Source organism: Phytobacter sp. MRY16-398 (genome assembly GCF_003925915.1).
Lineage (GTDB): Bacteria > Pseudomonadota > Gammaproteobacteria > Enterobacterales > Enterobacteriaceae > Phytobacter > Phytobacter diazotrophicus.
Map to the genome: position 1 here is coordinate 3931745 of NZ_AP018756.1, position 25131 is coordinate 3956875.

Below are 25131 nucleotides of genomic sequence, written 5' to 3' on the forward strand. Positions count from 1 at the left end.
GGCCGCTCCGCGATCCTGACAAAACCGCTATTTTGTCACAGCCGTGCTCAGAATGAACCCATCTGGTGTAAGATCCACGCAAAACGCCTGCTGTATGGTTAAAAAGGAGACGGACGCGTGCTTTTTACGCTCAAGAAATACATTGGCGGCCTGATGCTGCCCCTGCCGGCATTGCTTATATTGATTGGGATTGGGCTGTTGCTTGTCTGGTTCAGTCGCTGGCAAAAAACGGGCAAAGGCATCATTAGCGCAAGCTGGTTGATTCTTCTGCTGCTGAGTCTGCAACCCGTTGCGGACAAAATGCTCAAACCCATCGAGGATAGCTATCCCACCTGGCGCGGCGCAGAAACGTTCAAATATATCGTGGTTCTGGGCGGCGGCTACACCTGGAATGACGCCTGGGCACCAAGCTCAAATCTCATTAATAACAGCCTGCCACGTTTGAACGAGGGCATTCGCTTGTTACATCAGAATCCTGGTGCGAAATTAATCTTTACCGGCGCGGCGGCAAAAACGAACCCGGTCAGCACAGCAGAAGCCGGAGCCAGAGTGGCGGAGAGCCTGGGCATACCGCGCAGCGATATCATCACCCTGGATTCACCGAAAGATACCGAAGAGGAAGCTGCCGCCGTCAAACAGGCTATTGGCGATGTGCCTTTTTTACTGGTGACGTCCGCATCCCATATGCCAAGGGCAATGGTTTTCTTCCGTAATGCGGGGCTCCATCCCCTGCCCGCTCCCGCGAATCAGATGGCTATCGTTTCCCCTCTCAATCCGTGGGAACGCGCCATCCCGTCCCCGGTCTGGCTTATGCACAGCGACCGGGTCGGGTATGAAACACTGGGGCGGCTCTGGCAGTGGTTGAAAGGTGACTCAGGAAAGCCAGGGAAGGAGTGACTTAGACGCCAAATCAAAACTGGGGCGACTGAAGTGGCCGGTATTCACCAGTTTCGCCACTTCATCCCACAGCAAATAGAGCCAGCGCCGCCACATAAAGGATTCTGCGACCGGTGCGCGCTGGAGATAATGCCAGAACAGCCCTTCGGCCAGCGGGCCATCCGCCAGGCGGAACAACTCATATTCTCGCGGCGCCCAGAGCATAATACCCGGCCCGACCATCGCCAGAAGCTGGTCGCTCCGGGCATCTTTCAACATACTGCGCAAATTGAAATTGCCATGCACCAGTACACAATTGTCGTTGAACCCTTCGAACAGCGACGGCAGGCACTCCCTGGTGCGGAAGAGGATACGTTTATCCTGCATCGTGAGCCCCGTATTGTGGTACTGATTCAGCGTGGTCCATAGTACTTCTACCCGCTGGCGATACCAGGAGGGCCAGATGTTCTCCTGAGTATTGTCCACCATTCCCACACAGCCGTGGCTGTCCTGTCTGTGCCAGGACAATAACCCTTCCACGATTTGATCTTTCAGATGTTCCCAGCGTTCGGGGGTACGTGCAGGCGCTTCAACCGGCACGCCGCGCAGGCGTTCCATAAGCAGGACATCTGGCCCTGGATGTTCTTCATGGGTCATTACGCCATACACGACAGGCATACGTACCGTGCCACTGCGTGCCAGCATTGAGATTTTCCATGCCAGTTGACGTGCAAGGCCAGGGGTGGAAAAACTCCTCGCCAGTAACGGCATCGGATTTCCCTGGCTGTCATACAAGGACCATAACGTCGTATCAGGTCTCTCGCTGACACATTCCATGCGGCTCAGCTTTTCACCCAGCAGGTGGCTTAATTCAGCGCGCAGTTGTTCCATATCAGATTGCCCTCATGAAGACTACTGCTTTTATAATGAGCGCCGGATGACGGGATGTCACCTGATGAGATCAAATCAATACGAGAATTTGCTGGAAAAAAGCAAATCCCCTCAGAGTGAGGGGATTGAGAAGGGAAAATTAACGCATTTCAGCGCGCACGCGCACCAGATCTTCCTGCGTATCAACCCCTGTACCCGGAACTTCCGTCGCAACAGCGACGTGAATTTTTTCGCCGTACCACAGTACGCGTAGCTGCTCCAGCATTTCGATATTTTCCAGCGGACTGGCTTCCCAGTTTACATAACGGCGGATAAAACCGGCACGATAACCGTAAATACCGATATGACGCAGGAAGGTATCACCAATTGTCTCACGAGAAACAGCAAAACGGTCACGATCCCACGGAATGGTCGCCCGCGAGAAATAGAGCGCGTAGCCCTGCGCGTCGGTTACCACTTTCACCGCGTTCGGATTAAATGCTTCATCGGCATGATGAATCGGCACTGCCAGCGTAGCCATGCCAATGTCGCGAGCGGCCAGGTTTTCTGCCACCTGACGAATAATGGCCGGCGGGATCATCGGTTCGTCGCCTTGCACATTGACGATCACGGTGTCATCACTGAAACCACATTTTTCGACAACTTCGGCCAGACGCTCCGTTCCGGACTGATGATCGGCGCGGGTCATGCAAACCTCTCCACCCGCCGCTTCTACCGCACGCGCAACATCAGCATGGTCGGTCGCAACAATAACGCGCGCCGCCCCTGACTCACGCGCACGTTCCAGCACATGCACCACCATGGGTTTCCCATTGATATCAACCAAAGGTTTGCCCGGTAAACGGGTGGACGCGTAACGCGCTGGAATAATGACAACGAAACTCATGGCCGACTCTCTTCTTCTGTTAATGAGCGCGCTTCGTTTTCCAGCAGCACTGGAATGCCCTCGCGCACGGGATAAGCGAGGCTATCCACTTTGCAAATCAGTTCTTGTTTATCCTGGCTGTAATAGAGTTTGCCGTTACAAACCGGGCAGGCGATGATTTCCAGTAACCGATGATCCATATTTCCTCCTGGCGGATCTGACGCATGATCCGCAAATTTTACCATATTCATTGGTCAGGCTGCGTCGACTTCCAGCCCCTGACGATGCTCAATAAAAAGCCCTTCCGGCAGTTTTCCAAAGGTAACACGCTGCGCGCCTTGCCAGCGGGCAAAATCACCGATAGCGGTTATAAGCCCATTTTCAAGCATGCGCCCCGGTTTTACCCCGTTTTCCAGGTAGAGCGCAATGACCTCCAGCACCGCTTCTTTGCGATGCATTTTGGCATCCATTCGCCCGACCAGACGGCCACGATGCAGTAGCGGCAGCACAAAATAACCGTACTGACGTTTTGGCGCAGGCGTATAGCACTCCAGCCGATAGCTAAAATCAAACAGTTGTTCCGCCCGTTTGCGATCCCACACAACCGGGTCGAAAGGTGAGAGCACAGCGCTATGGGTTGCCGTCAGTTTTCCGGCTGCCGCGAGTTCAAGCTGCGGCAATAAATCAGTATGCAGCCAGGCGGGGCCAAGCTTTTCGACATCCACCGGGACAATGTTGCCCTCTTCCTGGAGACGCTCAAGCAACAGAGGTAACGCAGGCTGGCGCAGACGGTAATAATCCGCGAGCCATTCAGCACGAAAGAGGCCCAGGCTGCGCGCACTCTTCGCAAGCATAAGGTGTTCGGCCTCAGCCTGCGTCAATAAGTCACGCTCGTCATTCCAGTGTGGCATCACCCGATGAGTAAGATCATAAACGCGCTGGAAATTGCGGCGTTCGATAACCATCACCTTCCCTGCGGTAAACAACCCTTCCAGATGGCGCTTATGTGGCTTCCATTCCCACCATCCGCTGGCCCCTTTACGCGGATGTTCAAAATCAGCCGAACGAACGGGGCCGTTTTGCTGAATGTGTGCGATGAGCGACTCAATTTCCTGCGCATGCTCTTGCATCCATGCCTCGCGATACTTCCAGCCCATCTTATCCGGGGCAAGCATACGATGGCGGAATAAGGCAAAATCGCTACGAGGTAAAAAGCAGGCTTCGTGCGCCCAGTACTCCATCAGTTCGCCATTTTTCAGCGCGTCATCAAGCCACTGGGTAGGGTATTTGCCAAGACGGCTGAAAAGTACCAGATAGGGACTACGCGCCACAATGTTGATGGTATCAATTTGTAGCAACGACATACGTTGAATCGTCGTCAGGATGTCGCCAGGGGTGGCGCGACGGGATGGTTTTCTCAGTAAGCCCTGAGCGGCAAGATGAAGATGACGGGCCGTTTGCAGCGTGATTTGTGGCACAGACATAGGCTTCCCGGTTGTAGAACACGGCGCGCCCCGACAAGAGCGTCAGCGCACCAGATTTATGAGTTCCTGCAACAACTTCTCTGCTTGCTTATCCTCAAGATGCGCATCCACGGGCAGATACCACCAGTTATTTTCCGCAAAGGCGCGACACTTGACGGCATCTTTTTCCGTCATGATAAGCGTCTGCTCTGGTTCAAGCAGTGCCGCAACATCCTGCCGGGAAAGTGCCTGATGGTCGGCCAACGCAACGGTTTTCGCCGGACGCGCGCCGCTTTCATGCAGCGTAGCAAAAAAACGCGGAGGATGACCAATTCCGGCCATTGCAACCAGATTTTGCAACGCATTGACATTACGGCGCTCACCGGTAAGTAAATTCACGGCCAACCCTGGCTGCAATCGCATGGCTATTTCGCCAGGCTGCGCAATGCCACCGTTGGTGATCACAGCGTCAACGGTTTTAAGACGCGATGCCCGCTCACGCATCGGCCCTGCGGGAAGCCACCAGCCGTTACCAAAACGTCGCACGCCATCAATAACGACAATTTCTTTATCGCGGTGCAGACGATAGTGCTGCAAGCCGTCGTCGGTGACGATCAGTTGCACAGATGAGTCCGCCAGAAGTGCTTTAACGGCATCGACTCTGGCGGGAGACACAGCGACAGGCGCGCCCGTACGCTGAAAAATAAGCACTGGCTCATCACCCGCCTCGGTGGTCGTAGTGTCAGGGGTAAGCAACAGCGGGTAGTGCGCGGCTTTACCGCCATACCCTCTGGAAACCACCCCTACCCGGATACCGCGCTGCTGTAACTGTTCAACCAGCCAGACAACTACCGGCGTTTTACCATTGCCGCCCGCAGTCAGATTACCGACCACGACAACGGGAACGGGTGCCTGCCAGGCTTTTTTCAACCCCAGACGCCAGCACAAACGAATAATGCCGCTGACCAGGCCATAGAGCCAGGACAGCGGTAATAACAATAGCCACAGCGGTGATTCACCGGACCAGATGCGCGCAATCATTCGCCAAACTGCATTTTATGCAACTGCGCATAGACACCACGTTGCGCCAGAAGCTCGCTATGGCTTCCACGCTCAACGATACGCCCCTCTTCTACCACCACGATTTCATCTGCCTGCTCGATCGTAGAAAGGCGGTGTGCAATCACCAGTGAGGTACGGTTTTTCTGCAATTCATTAAGCGCCGCCTGAATCGCACGCTCGGATTCCGTATCCAGTGCTGATGTTGCCTCATCCAGGATAAGGATGGGGCTGTCACGCAACAGCGCACGGGCAATCGCAATACGCTGACGTTGGCCGCCGGAAAGCAGTACGCCGTTTTCACCGATAATGGTGTCCAGACCATTGTCCATCTTATTGATGAAATCCAAGGCATAGGCCATTTTCGCCGCCTGTTCGATCTGCTCACGGCTGTACTCTTCCGTACGGGCATAGGCAATGTTATTTGCCACGGTATCGTTGAAGAGGTGCACATTTTGCGAGACCAGTGCGACCTGGTTACGCAATGACGTCAGCTTATATTCACGCAGATCATGACCATCCATCAGGATCTGGCCTTTATCAATGTCATAGAAGCGCGTGATAAGACTCGCCATGGTCGATTTACCCGAACCAGAGCGGCCAACCAGCGCCACCGTTTTTCCTGCAGGAATACTCAGGTTGATATTACGCAGTGCAGGCGTCTCGCGCCCCGGATAAGTAAAGGTCACATCACGGAACTCAACGTCGCCTTTTGCACGTTCAATCACCAGCGTACCTTCGTCTTTTTCCTGCTCGCTATCCAGAATCGCGAACAGCGTCTGGCAGGCAGCCATCCCGCGCTGAAACTGTGCGTTGACGTTGGTCAGCGATTTAAGCGGGCGCATCAGAGCAATCATTGACGAGAACACCACGGTAATGGTCCCTGCCGTCAGGGTATCCATCACGCTTGGGAAACTTGCGGCATAAAGCACAAATGCCAGCGCCAGTGAGGCAATAAGCTGAATGATCGGGTCAGAAATGGATGATGCAGAGACCATTTTCATGCCCTGCAGACGCATCTTGTTACTGACTTTCTCAAAGCGGCTGGTCTCTACTTCCTGACCGCCAAACATCAGCACTTCTTTATGCCCTTTCAGCATCTGCTCGGCGCTGGTGGTTACCTGCCCCATCGTGTTCTGCATGTTTTTGCTGATATTACGAAAGCGCTTTGACACAACGCGAATAGCAAAAGAAACGATCGGCGCAAGTACAATGAGGATTGCCGACAGTTGCCAACTGTAATAGAACATCATCACAAACAGACCGATGATAGATGCCCCTTCACGAACCACAGTGATCAGCGCACTGGAAGAGGAAGAAGCGACCTGTTCAGAGTCATAGGTAATGCGGGACAGGAGCGTCCCGGTAGATTGTTTGTCGAAGAAGGATACGGGCATCCCCATCATATGACCAAACAGGCGGCGGCGCATGGTCATTACCACTTTGCCAGAAACCCATGAAATACAGTAGCTGGATATATAGCTGGTGACGCCGCGTAAAATCATCAGCCCGATAACCACCAGTGGCATCCACAGCAACACTGAGCGGTCCGTTTTACCAAAACCATCATCCAGTAATGGTTTGAGGAGCGATAACATGAATGTATCGCTGGCTGCGTTGAGGATTAACGCTACTCCCGACACGATCAAACCCGTTTTAAACGGCGCAATGATGGGCCAAAGTCGGCGGAATGTCTGCCATGTAGAGAGATCTTTGTCGTTATGCATTCAAAAAACCAGCACTTGTTGAAATAGCCGCATATTCTACCCGTTATCTCCAGGTACGCCAAACCACTGATGATACCAACGTGGGAAAATTTGCTCGCGTAAGCTTAAGATTTTCCAACCTTGCCGCGAGAATAAGACTGTTATTTGCCCATGATGCGGCGTATCAAACCACTGGTAAGCCTGTTGCCGATAGCGCTTTTGCACTTTTGCCGACGGCAAACGCCAGTTGTTGTAACGCGATGCCGAGGCCAGTGCCACCTTTCCATTCACTCTCTGAATAAAAGGGAGCGTGGAAGAGGTGTTGCTGCCATGATGAGGCACCTGGATAAGTGTAGCCTGGAGATGCTGCCAGTAATGGCTCATCATCGCCATTTCCCCTGCGCTTTCAATATCTCCCGTAAGCAGTATGCTTTGTTGCCCGTCATCGACTTTGACCACGCACGAGCGATTGTTTCCCTTCATTTGCACGCCGTTGAGTGGCCAGTGCGCCGTGAAAGTAAGCCCCTGCCATTGCCAGCGTTCACCGCGAAAACAGGGCTGATGGCCGGCCCAGCCCAACGGGCTTTTAACCCACAGTGATGGCCAGTCGGCGAGAAGAGTATTAAGCCCTCCCCGATGATCGAGATGCTCATGGCTGAGAATAATGCCTTCCGGTTGCAGATGATGCCAACGCAACCACGGGGTAATAAGTTGCTGCGCGCTATCCCCACCCGGCCAGGCAAGCCCGGTGTCGTACAAAATTGCTTTACCGTTGCGTTCAATAACCATCGCCAGCCCCTGGCCTACATCAAGCATATGTACCGCCCAGTCACCGTCGCGATGGGTCTGCCAAAATGGGAACAGCAGGAGAAGAATTGCCGTACAACTAGCAGCAGGAAAGGTGCGCCAGCAGCGTAATTTTCCCATGATAAGAAAAAACCAGGGAAGCCAGGCTAGCCCAAGCCAGCGCGCATCGACATCAATCCAGCCAAGCGGCAAGCTCTGCAGAAACCAGAATAAAATCGCAAGAGAACCATCAGCCAGATACCAGACACATGATTCAATACTTTGCGGGCCGATAAGATGCAGCAGCATACCGAAGAGGACAAGTGGGACCGTGACAAAAGTAACCAGCGGTACTGCGATTAAATTCGCCGCCATTGAACTCAGGCTAAGGCCGTGAAAAGACAAAACCTGCAGCGGCATCAGTAATAATGTCATTCCCGCCTGGATATACAGTAGATCGATGAGGATCCGGCGCCACCAGCACAGGTTATGAATCCGTAACGGGAGCCACTGATACCAAAAAATCAGTGCCGCGACGGCGAAAGCAGACAGCCATAAACTTTGCGACAACACAGCAATAGGGTCGATAAACAGTATACCGGCAATGCAGCACACCCAGACCTGCCATGGTGTCCACAAGCGCCCGGAGAGACGTAATGCAGCCCATATGCCAATAGAGAGACTGGTTCGAAAGGCGGGTGGCTGCATCCCCGTTAAGCCGGCATAGCAGATAGCACAGACCACACCTATCAGTAGCGGTAAATGCCAGTTGATTCGTCTTGCGGGGAAAAAGCGCTGCACGCCTCTGGTCAGTAGCACACCCATCATCGCTGTCAGTGCGATATGCAGCCCCGATATGGCCATCAGATGGGCTGTGCCCGTCTGACGCATGATATCTTTTACGTCACTATCCAGCGCCGCACGTTCACCAAGCCCCAGCGCCATGATGACCTGCCGCCAGGGGTACGCTTCCAGATGCGTACTCAGCGAATTCAGATATCGGCCACGCCAACTACACTGGCCATTTACAATATTTGCCTTCACAAAGCGACCGGTCAGCGGTAAATGCGACGACAACGCATGGCGCTGAGTATCGAATCCCCCATCATTGAGTTGCCCATGTACAGGCCGTGCTCTTATGGTCATCTCCCACTGCTGACCAACGCACACAGATTGCGGCAAATATTCGCCGTAGAGCGTAATGCCTGCCGCGGGAATGACGCGCTTACCATCCAGGTGGGTGATGTCAGCATAGTGCGTTGTTGCATGATCGGTGCCGGTAATCACTACCCTCACCTGCCGATTCGCACCCGGCAAATGTTGTGTAGGCCACAGGACCTGCAATGCTGCCAGTAATCCCCAGGCGAAAAACAGAACCGTAAAACCTGCATAGCGAATGTAGCGCTGATGCCTGCTGGCGAGCAGTAATCCTGTCACAGCTATCATCCAGACATGTTCAATTTCAGGCAGTGTCGGGAGAAATAATAGTGGCAATATGCCTAAGTTCACACAAAGTGCTAATGCAGGTAATGGCATGCCCACCTCCTTGTTACGGGAAGTGTGACCAGCGTTACGTATGCCGTCTGGCATGATTTTCTTATTTTGCGGCGAGGGTGGGCAGATTTAAACGCGCTTGCATCTAAAAACACGCATTTTGCGAGCAGCTTTCCAGGATGCAGGGACCAGAAATGAAAAAAGCACCTGTCGGTGCTTTTCACGATGATTAGGTTTCAATACAGATTAAAACTTAACCTTCATAAATATTGGCGCGGTCACGTAATTCTTTACCCGGCTTAAAGTGCGGAACGTATTTCCCTTCCAGATCCACTTTATCGCCCGTTTTCGGATTACGTCCGGTGCGGGGTGCACGATAGTGCAGAGAAAAACTGCCGAAACCGCGGATCTCAATACGCTCACCCTGGGCAAGAGTAGAGGCCATATGCTCCAGCATCTCTTTCACCGCGTCTTCCACCGCTTTCGCGGGAATGTGCGATTGCTGGCTGGCAAGTCTTTCAATCAATTCTGACTTGGTCATGATTCCTCCGGTTTCCTTCAGGGCAAATTAGCTTAACAGCTTGAACAAGGGCGGCCGTAGCCGCCCTTTGTGCTTGATTACAGGACGAAATCTGTAATCTGTCAAGTATACTCATCATACTTCGCGTGTCAGACACCATTGCTTCGCAATATCGCCCCGGTCATTTACCGAGGCGATGTACTAACAGCCGTCTGGCAGTCCAAAGTATGGCGAAATATTACTCGCCTTTAGCTGCTTTGAAGGCTTCTGCCATAGCGTTGGAGAAGTTGCCGTCTTCCTGTTTGTTGTTAACAGTTGCGATAGCATCTTTCTCGTCAGCTTCGTCTTTAGCACGAACAGACAGGCTAACTACACGGTTTTTACGATCAACGCCGGTGAATTTAGCTTCAACGTCGTCGCCTACGTTCAGAACCAGAGTTGCGTCTTCAACGCGGTCACGGGATGCTTCAGAAGCACGCAGGTAACCTTCAACACCGTCCGCCAGTTCTACGGTTGCGCCTTTCGCGTCAACTGCAGTTACTTTACCGGTTACGATCGCGCCTTTCTTGTTCAGAGCAACGTAGTTGTTGAACGGATCTTCTGCGAGCTGTTTAACGCCCAGAGAGATACGCTCACGCTCTGCGTCAACCTGCAGAACAACAGCTGCGATTTCGTCGCCTTTTTTGTATTCACGAACTGCTTCTTCGCCTGCAACGTTCCAGGAGATGTCAGACAGGTGAACCAGACCGTCGATGCCGCCGTCCAGGCCGATGAAGATACCGAAGTCAGTGATAGACTTGATTTTACCTTCAACACGGTCACCCTTGTTGTGGGTTTCCGCGAACTGCTGCCACGGGTTAGCTTTGCACTGTTTCAGGCCCAGGGAGATACGACGACGTTCTTCGTCGATATCCAGAACCATAACTTCCACTACGTCACCAACGTTAACAACTTTGGATGGGTGGATGTTTTTGTTGGTCCAGTCCATTTCGGAAACGTGTACCAAGCCTTCAACGCCTTCTTCGATTTCAACGAAGCAGCCGTAGTCAGTCAGGTTGGTTACGCGACCGGTCAGTTTAGTACCTTCCGGGTAACGTTTAGCGATAGCAACCCACGGATCTTCGCCCAGCTGTTTCAGGCCCAGAGATACACGGGTACGCTCGCGGTCGAACTTCAGCACTTTAACAGTGATTTCGTCGCCCACGTTGACGATTTCGCTCGGATGCTTAACGCGTTTCCAGGCCATGTCAGTGATGTGCAGCAGGCCGTCAACGCCACCCAGATCAACGAATGCACCGTAGTCAGTAAGGTTCTTAACGATACCTTTAACTTCCATGCCTTCTTGCAGGTTTTCCAGCAGTTGATCACGTTCAGCGCTGTTCTCGGATTCGATAACGGCACGACGAGAAACAACAACGTTGTTACGCTTCTGGTCCAGCTTGATGACTTTGAATTCAAGCTCTTTGCCTTCCAGGTGCAGCGTGTCGCGAACCGGACGAACGTCTACCAGAGAACCTGGCAGGAACGCGCGAATACCGTTCAGCTCAACAGTGAAGCCGCCTTTGACTTTGCCGTTGATAACACCGGTAACAGTTTCAGCTTCTTCGTATGCTTTTTCCAGCGTGATCCAAGCTTCGTGACGTTTAGCTTTCTCACGGGACAGCAGGGTTTCACCGAAGCCGTCTTCTACTGCATCCAGAGCAACGTCAACTTCGTCGCCAACCTGGATTTCCAGTTCGCCCTGGGCGTTTTTGAACTGCTCAGCCGGAATGGCAGACTCAGATTTCAGACCGGCGTCAACCAGTACTACGTCTTTGTCGATAGCAACAACAACACCACGAACGATGGAACCCGGGCGGGTTTCGATTTCTTTTAAGGATTCTTCAAACAGTTGAGCAAAAGATTCAGTCATGTTTAATCTTCAGGTTAATATTAACGTCCACCTGGCTCCGTGCCGGATGGGGTTGTTTCACATACCCGCCGTCAATCCTTTGCAGCGGGGGTACTACTAATTCTGTCGCGATTACGCGAGCGCCAGTTTTTGGCGCGCATATTGTAGCGCTTTTTCAATCACTTGCTCAATAGTTAAACTGGTGGAATCCAGCACTAAAGCATCTTCTGCAGGAACAAGTGGGGCGACGGCGCGGTTACGATCGCGGTCATCGCGCTCTTTTATCTCGGATAAAAGGCGATCAAAATTAACACTAAACCCCTTTTCCTGCAACTGTAGCATGCGGCGGTGCGCACGCTCTTCGGAGGAGGCGTCAAGAAAAATTTTCACTGGCGCATCGGGGAATACGACGGTTCCCATATCGCGCCCGTCGGCGATAAGGCCCGGCGCTTCACGAAAAGCGCGCTGACGACGTAACAGAGCCTCACGCACGCGTGGAAAAGCCGCAACCTGCGATGCTGCATTAGCGACTTCCTGCGTACGAATTTCACCGCTCACGTCCTCACCTTCAAGAATCACTTCAAGGTTGCCGTCAGTCGAGACAAAACGTACGTCGAGATGCGCTGCCAGCGGAACCAGTACGTCTTCTGAGGTGACATCAACATGGTGGTGCAGCGCCGCCAGCGCCAGCACACGATAGATTGCGCCTGAATCCAGTAGATGCCATTGCAACGCTTCCGCCATTGCCTTGCACAGAGTGCCTTTCCCCGCACCGCTAGGCCCATCAATGGTGATTACCGGGGCAATTGCCGCCATCTTTTTCTCCTTCATAAAGGCATACCGTTAACGTAAACGCCGCGCATTATACGCTGCAACGTCAATGACCGTTACTACCAGGTATAAATAACGGGATGAATCGTGCTGAGTGAAGAAGGTTTGCGCAATTATAGAGGGGCTGGAGGATTACCAGCCCGAAAGTGACAATTATTTACTTTTTATCTGCGGCGATACGATCACGAATGTGCTGCGCGCGCTCCGCTGATGGCGGGTGCGAATCGAACAGTGACTTCGCGTGGCCGGAGTCCATTTTCGCCAGTTTTTCAAAACTGGTCACCAGCCCTTGTGTTTTAATGCCGCGTTTTTTCAGCAAATCATAGGAAAAATCATCCGAATCCGACTCCTGACTGCGAGAAAATGCGGAATTGATAACGCCATTTGCCAAATCCCCCAGCTGTGAGCGGGACAGCTGCGCCGCAACGCCGCTGGTCGCAGAAATCGCATCACGGGCGGCAATCGTCGCGTATTCAGCCTGCATGGCTTTCTTCGAATGGCCCAGCGCCACATGCCCAAGCTCATGACCCAGAACCGCCTCGACTTCGTTATCTGTCATCATGTCCATCAGGCCACTGTAAACACGAACGCAGCCGTTCGCCATTGCCCAGGCATTCACATCCGACGTTAAATAGACTTTATAATTAACAGGCGTACCGTCGGCATTGTTGCCCAATGCTTTCGCTATTGTATTCAGGCGTTTTGTATATTTACTTGATGCGCCCGCCACTTTGTTGGTGGCATCCATCTGCTTACAGGCATCGTTCGACAGCGCTTTGACATCAGCATCCGATAATGTTGCCGCTTTGAAGGCAGAGACACCCGAGCTGGCAAGCATATTAGCATTCATATTTTTGCAACCTACCAGCACTACCGCTGCCACGGCTAATGCCAGAAGTTTCTTTGTATTTGTCATGTGAATCATCCGTTGATTAAACATATAAAATATATATAAATCATCACCTTATATTAAGACGATGCGCAAAAATAGCATTCAATGGGGAAGGCAGCAAGGCGGAGAAAACAACAACGCCGACAGAAGTCGGCGTCAGAAGCAAAGCAACAGGAACAGAATCAGGCAAGCGTACTGATACGCGCCAGTTGCTCGAAATAGTCAGGGAATGTTTTGGCGGTACATTTCGGATCGAGGATCGTGACAGGTGTATCCGACAACGCCACCAGCGAGAAGCACATTGCCATACGGTGGTCATTATAGGTGCCTATTTCCGCATACTGAATGTGGGCAGGTGGGGTTACGCGAATATAATCTTCACCCTCCTCCACCTCGGCGCCGACTTTACGCAGTTCTGTCGCCATGGCAAAAAGACGGTCGGTTTCTTTAACGCGCCAGTTATAGATGTTACGCATCGTGGTAGTACCGCGGGCAAATAACGCCGCCGTCGCAATGGTCATCGCCGCATCAGGAATATGATTCATATCCATATCAATGGCGTTCAGTTCACCGTGCGTACAAGAAATAAAATCATCACCCCAGACAACCTGCGCACCCATTTTTTCCAGTACGTCGGCAAAACGAATATCGCCCTGCACGCTGTTGCGCCCAATACCGGTGACTTTCACCGTGCCGCCTTTAATTGCGCCGGCCGCCAGGAAATAGGAGGCAGAGGAAGCATCACCTTCTACCAGATAGTGCCCCGGAGAGATGTACTGCTGCTTACCACGCACGACAAAGCGCTGATACTGCTGATTTTCAACCTCGACACCGAAAGTGTTCATCAGATGCAACGTAATGTCGATATAGGGTTTGGAAACCAGGTCTCCTTTAATGGAGATAACGGTATCCTGCGTTGCAAGCGGAGCGGTCATCAGCAATGCAGTCAAAAACTGGCTCGATACACTGCCGTCAACCTCGACGCCGCCGCCGCTGAACCCGCCGCGCAGACGCAGAGGCGGATAATTTTCCTGTTCCAGATAATCAATCTGCGCGCCGCCCTGCCGTAGCGCATCCACCAGATGGCCAATCGGACGTTCTTTCATACGCGGTTCGCCGGTCAGGACAATGTCATTGCTGCCAAGGCAAAGCGCTGCTGCCAACGGCCGCATTGCCGTACCTGCATTACCCAGGAATAATTCCAGCGGTTTTTCTGCCGTTAACGGTCCACCAACGCCGGTTACTTCACAGCGGGTACGATCCGCAGACAGCGTGAAGGAAACTCCCAACGCACTGAGCGCATTGAGCATATGGCGCACATCGTCGCTGTCCAGAAGATTGGTCAGAACGGTGGTGCCCTGTGCGAAGGCGGCCAGCAACAAGGCGCGGTTGGAAACACTTTTTGAACCAGGCAGATTAATGGTGCCATCTACCCGCGCGATGGGTTGTAACGTCAGGGATTCCATGAAACTCAACTCTCAACAAACAGAATAAAAACCCCCGCAGCCAGGCTACGGGGGTACGGGGCAAGCCAAATTTAGCCGTGGCGACGTTCGAAGTCAGCCATAAAGTCGGTCAGCGCTTTTACGCCTTCCAGCGGCATCGCGTTATAGATAGAGGCACGCATACCCCCAACCACACGGTGGCCTTTCAGTGCATGCAGCCCTGCCGCCAGCGACTCTTCCAGAAAAACTTTGTCGAGCGCGTTGTCAGCCAACTGGAACGGAACGTTCATGCGAGAACGGTTCGCTTTGGCAACATCGTTACGGTAGAAATCGCTTTTATCAATGACACCATAGAGCAGATCAGCTTTTTGCTGATTAATACGGTCCATGGCTGCAACGCCGCCGTTGTTTTTCAGCCATTTGAAGACGAGGCCAGCAAGATACCAGGCAAACGTCGGCGGCGTGTTAAACATGGAGTCGTTTTCCGCCAGGATGGTGTAATCCAGAATTGAAGGGCAAGATTGATGCGCTTTACCCAGCAAATCCTCACGAACGATCACCAGCGTTAAGCCTGCCGGGCCGATATTTTTCTGCGCACCGGCATAAATCACACCGTAGCGGGAAACATCCAGCGGAGTTGACAGAATAGTGGAAGAGAGATCCGCCGTGACAACCACATCGGACGCAAAGTTCGGCGTTTCATTGATGGCAATACCGTCAATGGTTTCGTTCGGGCAGAAGTGCAAATAGGCGCTGTTATCGCTCAGTTGCCACTCGCTCATTGGCTTCACACCACGCTGACCCTCAACAGAGATTTTTGCGTCGATAACATTCGGGGAGCAGTATTTTTTTGCTTCTTTGATTGCACTCGCCGCCCAGTAACCTGCGTCAACATAATCTGCAGTGGTTTTATCACCGAGGATGTTCAACGGAATACCGGCAAACTGACCACGGCCGCCGCCATGGCAGAACAAAACTTTGTAGTTCGAGGGAATATTCAGCAGATCGCGAAAATCCTTTTCTGCTTCCTCAGCCACCTGAATAAATTCTTTACCACGGTGGCTGATTTCCATCACCGATGTACCAAGACCATGCCAGTCACAAAGTTCCTGTTGAGCCTGTTTAAGCACATCCGCCGGTAACATTGCCGGACCTGAACTGAAATTAAAGACCTGAGCCATTTCCCCTCACCACGCTAAAAGCAATAAGTTATAACAGTGGATATCGGTTTTATCATTCAGTGACACGCGCCGCAATGTCTAAAACTTATGACCCCAAATATGCGGTCGCTGTCACACAAAACATTCTTCCGCTGAATCGTCATAAAACCGACATAATGGCTATCAGGTTACCCGAATTCCCCGGCTGGCCTTCGACCATTCTGGATTTGCACAACGCGGACATAATTGATGGCAGCCCGCAGGCATGGCAATGATTTTACTGCATTGAACGCAGGCGTAGTCTCCCGCTTCCGGTATGGTAGTGAAACGTTCAGAAAATGCTTTAGGCAAAATACACAGACCCGGTTTTACATCCTCATCGGTATAGTAAAAAACACTCAATTGACCATTGGTCTCCAGGATAGCCAGCCTCACCTGCCCAAGATGATCAACGCCACGGATGCGTAGTTCCATAAAGAATTCAAATTCCGTCATGTTTTGCTTATCTAATTTCTCCCAGACAAATTCCCCTTCGTGGATAATGATGGCAGGCTTACCTTCCAGCAGATCCTCGAGTTTCTCGCTGTGCGTCATGAACCACATTACTAAGCGGTACAGTACGGCCAGGGTAACAAATACCACCAGTACCGGAAGCATGGGCACATCGTCATAAAACGCAACGTCGCCTGCCGCTGAGCCTAATGTCAGGATGATTAATACTTCAAAGAGCGACATCTGACGCACGCCGCGCCGCCCCGTGATTTTGAGAAATATAAAGACCAAAACAAAGGTATAGAGGCTGCGAAGCGCCACTTCGCCAAGAAACTCCAGAGGAACTTTATCCAACGCCATGCGGTGGAGATCAAACGCTTTCATTTTTTTATGTCCGAACAACGAGTTAGGTTCATTAATGATAGTCAAAAGTTTTATTTTCGCAGACCGGGCCCCGAAGATAGCGTCAGTCACGTAAAACCCGTATGATTGCCCGCTTTACGTACAAAAAAGTGACTGCTATGACGCAAACCTATATCCCCGGCAAAGACGCCGCACTGGAAGATTCCATCGCTCGCTTCCAGCAAAAACTGCTCGACCTCGGCTTCAATATTGAAGAAGCTTCCTGGCTAAACCCGGTACCGAACGTCTGGTCCGTGCACATTCGCGATAAAGACTGCGCGCTGTGCTTTACTAACGGTAAAGGCGCAACCAAAAAGGCGGCACTGGCATCTGCGCTGGGTGAATATTTTGAGCGTCTGTCCACTAACTATTTCTTTGCCGATTTCTGGCTGGGTGATGAAGTGGCTAATGGCCCATTCGTCCATTATCCAAATGAGAAATGGTTCCCGCTGACCGAAGACGACACACTGCCGGAAGGCATTCTCGATCCGCGTCTGCGCGCATTTTACGATCCGGAAAACGAACTGACGGCAGGCATGCTGATCGATCTGCAGTCCGGCAATGAAGAACGCGGGATTTGCGCCCTGCCCTTTACCCGCCAGTCAGATGAACAAACCGTCTATATTCCGATGAATATCGTCGGTAACCTGTATGTCTCCAATGGCATGTCAGCGGGCAATACCCGTAATGAAGCTCGCGTCCAGGGTTTGTCCGAGGTTTTCGAACGTCATATTAAAAACCGTATCATCAGCGAACGTATCAGCCTGCCTGAAATTCCTGCCGAGGTTCTTGCACGCTATCCTGGCGTTGTGGCATCTATTGAGAAACTGGAAGCCGAAGGTTTCCCGATTTTTGCCTATGATGGCTCGCTGGGCGGTCAATATCCGGTGATTTGCGTTGTCCTGTTTAACCCGGCTAACGGCACCTGCTTTGCCTCATTCGGCGCACACCCGGATTTTGGCGTGGCACTCGAACGTACCGTGACCGAACTGCTGCAGGGCCGCAGCCTGAAAGATCTGGATGTCTTTACCCCGCCGACGTTTGATGATGAAGAAGTCGCAGAGCATACCAACCTCGAAACGCACTTTATCGACTCCAGCGGTTCGATCTCCTGGGATCTGTTCAAGCAGGATGCAGACTACCCGTTTGCTGACTGGAGCTTTGCCGGAACAACCGAAGAAGAGTTTGCCACCCTTATGGCCATCTTCAATGCAGAAGATAAAGAAGTGTACATCGCCGACTACGAGCATCTGGGCGTTTACGCCTGCCGCATCCTGGTTCCGGGCATGTCAGATATTTATCCGGCGGAAGATCTCTGGCTGGCAAACAACAGCATGGGCAGCCATCTGCGTGAAACAATCCTCTCTCTGCCAGGCAGCGAGTGGGAAAAAGAAGACTACCTGAATCTTATCGATCAGCTTGATGAAGAAGGTCATGACGATTTCACCCGCGTCCGGGAGCTGCTGGGTGTGGCGACCGGTAAAGACAATGGCTGGTTTACGCTACGTATTGGCGAACTGAAAGCGATGCTCGCGCTGGCGGGTGGCGACCTTGATCAGGCGCTCTCGTGGACGGAATGGACAATTGAATTCAACGGTTCGGTCTTCAGCGCTGAGCGCATCAATTATTACCGCTGCTTGCAAACGCTGTTGCAACTGTCTCAGGAAGAAGAGCGTCAGCCGCTGCAATATCTGAACGCTTTTGTGCGCATGTACGGTGCAGATGCGGTTGAAGCGGCCAGCGCGGCGCTAAGCGGAGAAGCGCCTTTCTATGGTCTGCAGGCAGCGGATGGTTCACTGACGGCGTTTCCGGCGCATCAGAGCTTGTTAGCGGCTTACGAAAAATTACAACGGGCCAAACGTGCCTTTTGGTCGAATTAACGACAAGTAACACGACAATCTGTAGGCTTAATCACAGGTCTACGTTATATTACGGGGCAATTTCATTGCCCCTTTTTATTTATATTTCGGCAATGAGTGCCAATTGTAATAATTAAGTTAACCTTGGGTGAATATATTTATATAAACCCAAGGATTATTGTTACTCTTTATGGCAATTACCCCATTTTAATTAACTGTTGTTTGGGAGGCCGCATAAAAAAATTCAACTGTAATTGCAAATTTTAAACTTTATTTTTACTTGGATAATCAACACGTTACTCTGCATTTGCTGAAAAACCATGCACTTTGCAGTCCTATAAGCCAGGCGAGATATGATCCATATCAAATTCTCTTCTATAATGCTTTGTTAGTATCTCGTCGCCGACTTAAATAAAGAGAGAGTTAGTGTGAAAGCTGACAACCCTTTTGATCTAATACTTCCAGCTGCGATGGCCAAAGTTGCCGAAGAAGCAGGTGTCTACAAAGCAACTAAGAAACCGCTGACAACGTTCTTTTTGGCGATTACAGCAGGTGTCTTTATCTCCATCGCGTTTGTTTTTTATATTACTGCCACCACAGGGACAGCATCAATGCCGTACGGCATGGCTAAACTGGTTGGTGGGATATGCTTCTCATTAGGGTTAATTCTTTGCGTCATCTGCGGCGCAGACCTTTTCACATCAACGGTGTTGATCGTGGTGGCGAAAGCCAGTGGGCGTATCACCTGGGGCCAATTGGCTCGTAACTGGGTAAACGTCTATATCGGTAACCTGATTGGCGCATTGTTGTTCGTGCTGCTGATGTGGTTATCCGGGGAGTATATGGTAGCAAATGGCGGCTGGGGCCTGAATGTCCTGCAAACAGCCGACCACAAACTGCACCATACCTTTATTGAAGCTGTCGCACTGGGTATTCTGGCGAACCTGATGGTCTGTCTGGCCGTATGGATGAGCTACTCAGGTCGCAGTCTGACCGATAAAGCGTTGATTATGGTGCTGCCGGTGGCCATGTTTGTTGCCAGCGGTTTTGAGCACAGTATCGCAAACATGTTTATGATTCCGATGGGTATCGTAATCCGTCACTTTGCGAGCCCGGAGTTCTGGACCGCTATCGGCTCCAGCCCGGAAAGTTTTTCTCACCTGACTATTGCAAATTTCATCACCGATAATCTGATTCCGGTAACAATTGGGAATATCATTGGTGGAGGATTGTTAGTTGGGTTGACATACTGGGTCATTTACCTGCGTGGCGATAATCATCATTAATTGATGCTTGTTTCAGGCAGTAAATAAAAAATCCACTTAAGAAGGTAGGTGTTACATGTCCGAGCTTAATGAAAAGTTAGCCACAGCCTGGGAAGGTTTTGCGAAAGGTGACTGGCAGAAAGAAGTCAACGTACGCGACTTTATCCAGAAAAACTATACCCCTTACGAGGGTGACGAGTCCTTCCTGGCTGGCGCAACTGATGCGACCACCACGCTGTGGGACAAAGTAATGGAAGGCGTTAAACAGGAAAACCGCACTCACGCGCCTGTTGACTTCGACACCTCTGTTGCTTCTACCATCACCTCTCACGACGCTGGCTACATCAACAAAGCGCTTGAGAAAATCGTTGGTCTGCAGACTGAAGCACCGCTGAAACGTGCGATTATCCCGTTCGGTGGTATCAAAATGGTTGAAGGTTCCTGCAAAGCGTACAACCGCGAGCTGGACCCGGCCCTGAAAAAAATCTTCACTGAATACCGCAAAACTCATAACCAGGGCGTTTTTGACGTTTACACCAAAGACATCCTGAATTGCCGTAAATCTGGCGTGCTGACCGGTCTGCCGGATGCCTATGGCCGTGGCCGTATCATCGGTGACTACCGTCGCGTTGCGCTGTACGGTATCGACTTCCTGATGAAAGACAAATACGCTCAGTTCCTGTCTCTGCAGTCTGACATGGAAAACGGCGTAAACCTGGAAGCGACTATCCGTCTGCGTGAAGAAATCGCTGAACAGCACCGTGCTCTGGGTCAGATCAAAGAGATGGCCGCTAAATACGGTTGCGATATCTCTGGTCCGGCTACTACCGCTCAGGAAGCTATCCAGTGGACTTACTTCGGCTACCTGGCTGCTGTTAAATCCCAGAACGGCGCAGCAATGTCCTTCGGTCGTACCGCTACCTTCCTGGACGTGTTCATCGAACGCGACCTGAAAGCAGGCAAAATCACCGAACAAGAAGCGCAGGAAATGGTTGACCACCTGGTCATGAAACTGCGTATGGTCCGCTTCCTGCGTACCCCTGAGTATGATGAACTGTTCTCCGGTGACCCGATTTGGGCAACTGAATCTATCGGTGGTATGGGCGTTGATGGCCGTACTCTGGTTACCAAAAACAGCTTCCGTTTCCTGAACACCCTGTACACCATGGGGCCGTCTCCGGAGCCGAACATCACTATTCTGTGGTCTGAAAAACTGCCACTGAACTTCAAGAAATTTGCTGCAAAAGTCTCCATCGATACCTCTTCTCTGCAGTATGAGAACGATGATCTGATGCGTCCTGACTTCAACAACGATGACTATGCTATCGCTTGCTGCGTAAGCCCGATGGTCGTTGGTAAACAAATGCAGTTCTTCGGTGCGCGTGCTAACCTCGCGAAAACCATGCTGTATGCCATCAACGGCGGCGTTGATGAAAAACTGAAAATGCAGGTTGGTCCGAAATCTGAGCCAATCAAAGGCGATGTGCTGAACTTCGCTGAAGTGATGGATCGTATGGATCACTTCATGGACTGGCTGGCTAAACAGTATGTCACCGCGCTGAACGTCATCCACTATATGCACGACAAATACAGCTACGAAGCCTCCCTGATGGCGCTGCATGACCGTGACGTTATTCGCACCATGGCGTGTGGTATCGCAGGTCTGTCCGTTGCGGCTGACTCCCTGTCTGCTATCAAATATGCGAAAGTTAAACCGATTCGTGACGAAGACGGTCTGGCTGTTGACTTCGAAATCGAAGGCGAATACCCGCAGTTTGGTAACAACGATGCGCGTGTAGATGACCTGGCTGTTGACCTGGTAGAACGTTTCATGAAGAAAATTCAGAAACTGACTACTTACCGTAACGCCATCCCGACACAGTCTGTTCTGACCATCACCTCTAACGTTGTGTATGGTAAGAAAACCGGTAACACCCCAGACGGTCGTCGCGCAGGTGCGCCGTTCGGACCAGGTGCTAACCCGATGCATGGCCGTGACCAGAAAGGTGCTGTCGCTTCTCTGACTTCCGTTGCTAAACTGCCGTTTGCCTATGCTAAAGATGGTATCTCTTACACCTTCTCTATCGTTCCGAACGCACTGGGCAAAGACGACGAAGTTCGTAAGACTAACCTGGCAGGCCTGATGGATGGTTACTTCCACCATGAAGCGTCCATCGAAGGTGGTCAGCACCTGAACGTGAACGTAATGAACCGCGAAATGCTGCTCGATGCGATGGAACATCCGGAAAAATATCCGCAGCTGACCATCCGTGTATCTGGCTACGCAGTACGTTTTAACTCCCTGACTAAAGAACAGCAGCAGGACGTTATTACCCGTACTTTCACTCAGACCATGTAATTGGTGTAACCCGATGGATTTCGGGTTGCATCAAAGCGGCAAGTGCGCGAATCCCGATGAGCTTACTCACGTAAGTGATTCGGGTGAGTAAACGAAGCCAATAAATATGCAGCCTGAAAGACGACGGGTAGTGACTGAAATCGCGATTTAAAAAGCGTACAATAAAGGCTCCACACAAGTGGGGCCTTTTTAACACCCCTCTCCAGTCTGCTTTGCCAGATATCTATGCCAAAACGATGGATATCAGCCAAAATAGACTTAAACACAGCCGGTGAGCTGTGCATCAATACAGGCCCCGGATGGGCCACATCTGGAGAAAACACCGCAATGTCAGTTATTGGTCGCATCCACTCCTTTGAATCCTGTGGCACCGTTGATGGCCCGGGTATCCGCTTTATCACCTTCTTCCAGGGCTGCCTGATGCGTTGCCTGTATTGCCATAACCGCGATACCTGGGACACCCATGGCGGCAAAGAAATCACCATCGAAGATCTGATGAAAGACGTGGTGACCTATCGTCACTTTATGAATGCGTCCGGCGGCGGCGTGACTGCCTCTGGCGGAGAAGCCATTTTGCAGGCAGAGTTTGTCCGCGACTGGTTCCGCGCCTGCAAAAAAGAGGGCATTCATACCTGTCTTGATACTAATGGCTTTGTTCGCCGTTACGATCCGGTGATTGATGAGCTGCTGGAAGTGACTGATCTGGTGATGCTCGATCTCAAACAGATGAATGATGAAATTCATCAGGATCTGGTGGGCGTTTCCAATCACCGTACGCTGGAATTCGCGAAATACCTGGCGAATAAAAACATTAAGGTCTGGATCCGCTACGTTGTTGTACCAGGCTGGTCTGACGATGACGACTCCGCGCATCGCCTCGGTGAATTTACCCGCGATATGGGCAATGTCGAGAAAATCGAACTGCTGCCTTACCATGAGCTGGGTAAACACAAATGGGTAGCGATGGGTGAAGAGTACAAACTGGATGGCGTTCATCCGCCGAAGAAAGAGACCATGGAGCGCGTGAAAGGCATCCTGGAACAGTATGGTCACAAAGTAATGTATTAATAATAACGCCCGGTTTCCCGGGCGTTATTATTTTATTTGAATACACCATTAATAATTGCCGTCACAACGGCAGTACTCAGCGCCACCAAAACTAAGTCGTCGCCTACAATTCGCCATTCATATCCCGGATAGGATGGTAACTGCCCCAGCATAGACGCAGGCACCGTTTTCTTCGCAATACCTGGCGGTAGTGCTTTACCGCGCGCAACGTTTTTTGCGATTCCCGGCGGCAAAGAGTCATAGCCCGTCAAACCATAATTCACAGCCAGCGTACGCGCACGGTCATAGCTGACATTCACTGAAACATCATTACCGTCTTTTTGTTTAGCGGATTTGTGTTGATTATTTGCCGAATGATTTCCGTTATCACCATGTGAGCCGGAATTACCATGGTTGCCGCTATTGCCCTGCCCTCCGCCATTACCATTCCCATTACCGGGATTAGCCATAGCAGGTATGGATACGAGGGAACACGCGAGAAAGACAGCCAATGCGGCAGTATTGAAACGACGTAAAGACATCATGATGGAGGCCTTCTTAAAGTGAGTCCAGGCGCAGAATATCTGAGATATTCAACGGGTCACAATAGGGAGAACTCCCATAATGGAGAATTTTCGTCTGTAAAGAGAAAAAGCCTGCGTATGCAGGCTTAAAATCAGGCATGCGCCACTGGCGTTGGATGCTGACCAGCTTTACGCATCAGCATTAGCAGATAGATAAAGGACACGCTGGCAATCATGATAAACAGCAGACTGTCGGAATAGCTCTGCATCAGCATTGCGGTCAGCGTTGGTCCTGAGAGGCTGCCAACGGTATAGCTCAACAGCAAAGCCTGGTTCATCGCCACCAGTTGATGGTATTCGACTTTTTCGCAGGCCCACGCCATCGCCACCGGATAGAGCGTGAAACCGGCAGTCCCCAATACAAACAACGCCGGGGCCATCGCCGCGTTGCTGAGCATTGCGAAACAACCAAGGATCACAACAAAGACCTGAACACGCAGCACCAGCAGTCGTCCAAAACGATCTGCCAGGCGGCCAATTGGCCATTGCCCAATGATACCGGAGCTCACCATTAACGCCATCCAGAACCCAATACCCGCATCACTGATGCCCTTATGGTTCAGATAAAGCGGCATCAGCCCATACAAGGAGCCCAGAATGATCCCGGAAATAATGCAGCCATTAACGCCAAGCCGCGCCTGACGCAGGCGAAGCATAGGCCAGATTGCCGTAGTACCGTGAGATTCATCGCGCTGCTCCATAATGCGCGTGAAGAGTAACGGTAAAATCCCCGCCAGTATTAACCCCACCGCCCAGGGCAGCACATGCATCAGTTCAGTGGACAGTTTGCTCACCATCAACTGCCCCAGCACCGTGCCCACGTAATAGACCATCATATAGGCCGCCAGTAAGCGCCCGCGATTACGGGATGTTCCGCTGCACATCAATGCGCTTTCCACCACAACCCAAATCATTGCGCAACCGATACCCGCGACGAAACGCCAGCTAAGCCAGCTCCAGAAACCCACATTCAGCCCCAGCCCTGCGCAACCAACCGCAAAGATGATGGATGCAATGTAATAACTGCGGTTAAACCCAAGCCGCTGGATCACACGCCCGGTCAGCAGTGTCCCCAATAAGTTGCCGGTAAAATAGGATGAACCGACCATACCAACCTGCCAGGTAGGCATGTTTTCATGGGCGAGCCAAAGCGGGACGAGCGTGTTCAGCACTGCAATCGCCAGCGTCAACAGCAGCAAGCCACAGAGCAACAAAAGCACTGGGCGAGTATAAGTGGGCATGGG

Annotated in this window: 21 protein-coding genes; 5 read left to right on the forward strand and 16 right to left on the reverse strand. The window is 51.6% G+C overall.

The features are described from left to right. Positions 1 to 117 precede the first annotated feature (117 nt). On the forward strand, positions 118 to 897 hold the full coding sequence (gene elyC, locus MRY16398_RS19425; protein ID WP_125125038.1) for an envelope biogenesis factor ElyC: 780 nt from the start codon (positions 118 to 120) through the stop codon (positions 895 to 897). On the opposite strand, the gene MRY16398_RS19430 is transcribed toward elyC, so the two are convergent. The 14 genes from MRY16398_RS19430 to MRY16398_RS19495 all read right to left on the reverse strand — a co-directional run bounded on the left by MRY16398_RS19430 (position 874) and on the right by MRY16398_RS19495 (position 16755). Next, entirely contained in the window at positions 874 to 1767 is an 894-nt protein-coding gene (locus MRY16398_RS19430; protein WP_039078556.1) for a YcbJ family phosphotransferase, read from the reverse strand. The genes elyC and MRY16398_RS19430 overlap by 24 nt on opposite strands. A gap of 139 nt (positions 1768 to 1906) precedes the next feature. Further along, a complete protein-coding gene (kdsB, locus tag MRY16398_RS19435) occupies positions 1907 to 2653 on the reverse strand; it encodes a 3-deoxy-manno-octulosonate cytidylyltransferase (RefSeq protein WP_071194686.1) in 747 nt (248 codons plus the stop codon). Next, positions 2650 to 2832 (reverse strand): Trm112 family protein, encoded by a 183-nt coding sequence (locus tag MRY16398_RS19440; RefSeq protein ID WP_039078554.1) that lies wholly within the window; start codon positions 2830 to 2832, stop codon positions 2650 to 2652. Before MRY16398_RS19440 ends, kdsB begins: the two co-directional genes overlap by 4 nt. 54 nt (positions 2833 to 2886) lie before the next feature. Further along, positions 2887 to 4116: a winged helix-turn-helix domain-containing protein gene (locus tag MRY16398_RS19445; protein WP_079496815.1), complete on the reverse strand. Its 1230-nt coding sequence runs from the start codon at positions 4114 to 4116 to the stop codon at positions 2887 to 2889. 42 nt (positions 4117 to 4158) lie between these two features. Beyond that, a complete protein-coding gene (gene lpxK / locus MRY16398_RS19450) occupies positions 4159 to 5136 on the reverse strand; it encodes a tetraacyldisaccharide 4'-kinase (protein ID WP_125125039.1) in 978 nt (325 codons plus the stop codon). Continuing rightward, positions 5133 to 6881, reverse strand: a complete 1749-nt coding sequence (gene msbA, locus MRY16398_RS19455; RefSeq protein WP_125125040.1) for a lipid A ABC transporter ATP-binding protein/permease MsbA — start codon at positions 6879 to 6881, stop codon at positions 5133 to 5135. Before msbA ends, lpxK begins: the two co-directional genes overlap by 4 nt. Positions 6882 to 6917: 36 nt before the next feature. Further along, the gene (locus MRY16398_RS19460; protein ID WP_125125041.1) at positions 6918 to 9182 is read right to left on the reverse strand and encodes a ComEC family protein; all 2265 of its coding nucleotides are present in this window, start codon (positions 9180 to 9182) and stop codon (positions 6918 to 6920) included. Positions 9183 to 9393: 211 nt separating this feature from the next. After that, entirely contained in the window at positions 9394 to 9681 is a 288-nt protein-coding gene (gene ihfB / locus MRY16398_RS19465; protein ID WP_039078549.1) for an integration host factor subunit beta, read from the reverse strand. Positions 9682 to 9898: 217 nt separating this feature from the next. Further along, complete coding sequence (gene rpsA / locus MRY16398_RS19470) at positions 9899 to 11572, reverse strand: 30S ribosomal protein S1 (RefSeq protein WP_039078548.1); 1674 nt, start codon at positions 11570 to 11572, stop codon at positions 9899 to 9901. Positions 11573 to 11683: 111 nt separating this feature from the next. Beyond that, complete coding sequence (gene cmk, locus MRY16398_RS19475; RefSeq protein WP_039078547.1) at positions 11684 to 12367, reverse strand: (d)CMP kinase; 684 nt, start codon at positions 12365 to 12367, stop codon at positions 11684 to 11686. A 172-nt stretch (positions 12368 to 12539) separates the two neighbouring features. Then, the gene (loiP, locus tag MRY16398_RS19480) at positions 12540 to 13298 is read right to left on the reverse strand and encodes a metalloprotease LoiP (RefSeq protein WP_039078546.1); all 759 of its coding nucleotides are present in this window, start codon (positions 13296 to 13298) and stop codon (positions 12540 to 12542) included. A gap of 158 nt (positions 13299 to 13456) precedes the next feature. Further along, the gene (gene aroA, locus MRY16398_RS19485) at positions 13457 to 14740 is read right to left on the reverse strand and encodes a 3-phosphoshikimate 1-carboxyvinyltransferase (RefSeq protein WP_039078545.1); all 1284 of its coding nucleotides are present in this window, start codon (positions 14738 to 14740) and stop codon (positions 13457 to 13459) included. A 71-nt stretch (positions 14741 to 14811) separates the two neighbouring features. Continuing rightward, positions 14812 to 15900, reverse strand: a complete 1089-nt coding sequence (serC, locus tag MRY16398_RS19490; RefSeq protein WP_071194692.1) for a 3-phosphoserine/phosphohydroxythreonine transaminase — start codon at positions 15898 to 15900, stop codon at positions 14812 to 14814. A gap of 162 nt (positions 15901 to 16062) precedes the next feature. Further along, on the reverse strand, positions 16063 to 16755 hold the full coding sequence (locus MRY16398_RS19495; RefSeq protein ID WP_039078543.1) for a DUF421 domain-containing protein: 693 nt from the start codon (positions 16753 to 16755) through the stop codon (positions 16063 to 16065). A gap of 137 nt (positions 16756 to 16892) precedes the next feature. On the opposite strand from MRY16398_RS19495, the gene ycaO reads away from it, so the two are divergent. The 4 genes from ycaO to pflA all read left to right on the forward strand — a co-directional run bounded on the left by ycaO (position 16893) and on the right by pflA (position 23324). Next, positions 16893 to 18653 (forward strand): 30S ribosomal protein S12 methylthiotransferase accessory factor YcaO, encoded by a 1761-nt coding sequence (gene ycaO / locus MRY16398_RS19500; RefSeq protein WP_125125042.1) that lies wholly within the window; start codon positions 16893 to 16895, stop codon positions 18651 to 18653. A 407-nt stretch (positions 18654 to 19060) separates the two neighbouring features. Further along, complete coding sequence (gene focA, locus MRY16398_RS19505) at positions 19061 to 19918, forward strand: formate transporter FocA (protein WP_039078542.1); 858 nt, start codon at positions 19061 to 19063, stop codon at positions 19916 to 19918. Positions 19919 to 19973: 55 nt separating this feature from the next. After that, positions 19974 to 22256, forward strand: a complete 2283-nt coding sequence (pflB, locus tag MRY16398_RS19510; protein WP_039078541.1) for a formate C-acetyltransferase — start codon at positions 19974 to 19976, stop codon at positions 22254 to 22256. Between the two features lie 327 nt (positions 22257 to 22583). Further along, positions 22584 to 23324, forward strand: coding sequence for a pyruvate formate lyase 1-activating protein (gene pflA / locus MRY16398_RS19515; RefSeq protein WP_125125043.1), 741 nt, complete (start codon positions 22584 to 22586; stop codon positions 23322 to 23324). Between the two features lie 32 nt (positions 23325 to 23356). Here the strand turns inward: pflA and MRY16398_RS19520 are convergent, their stop codons facing one another. Next, positions 23357 to 23845 (reverse strand): anti-virulence regulator CigR family protein, encoded by a 489-nt coding sequence (locus tag MRY16398_RS19520; RefSeq protein ID WP_039078757.1) that lies wholly within the window; start codon positions 23843 to 23845, stop codon positions 23357 to 23359. Between the two features lie 134 nt (positions 23846 to 23979). Beyond that, entirely contained in the window at positions 23980 to 25128 is a 1149-nt protein-coding gene (locus MRY16398_RS19525; protein ID WP_039078539.1) for an MFS transporter, read from the reverse strand. Positions 25129 to 25131 lie beyond the last annotated feature (3 nt).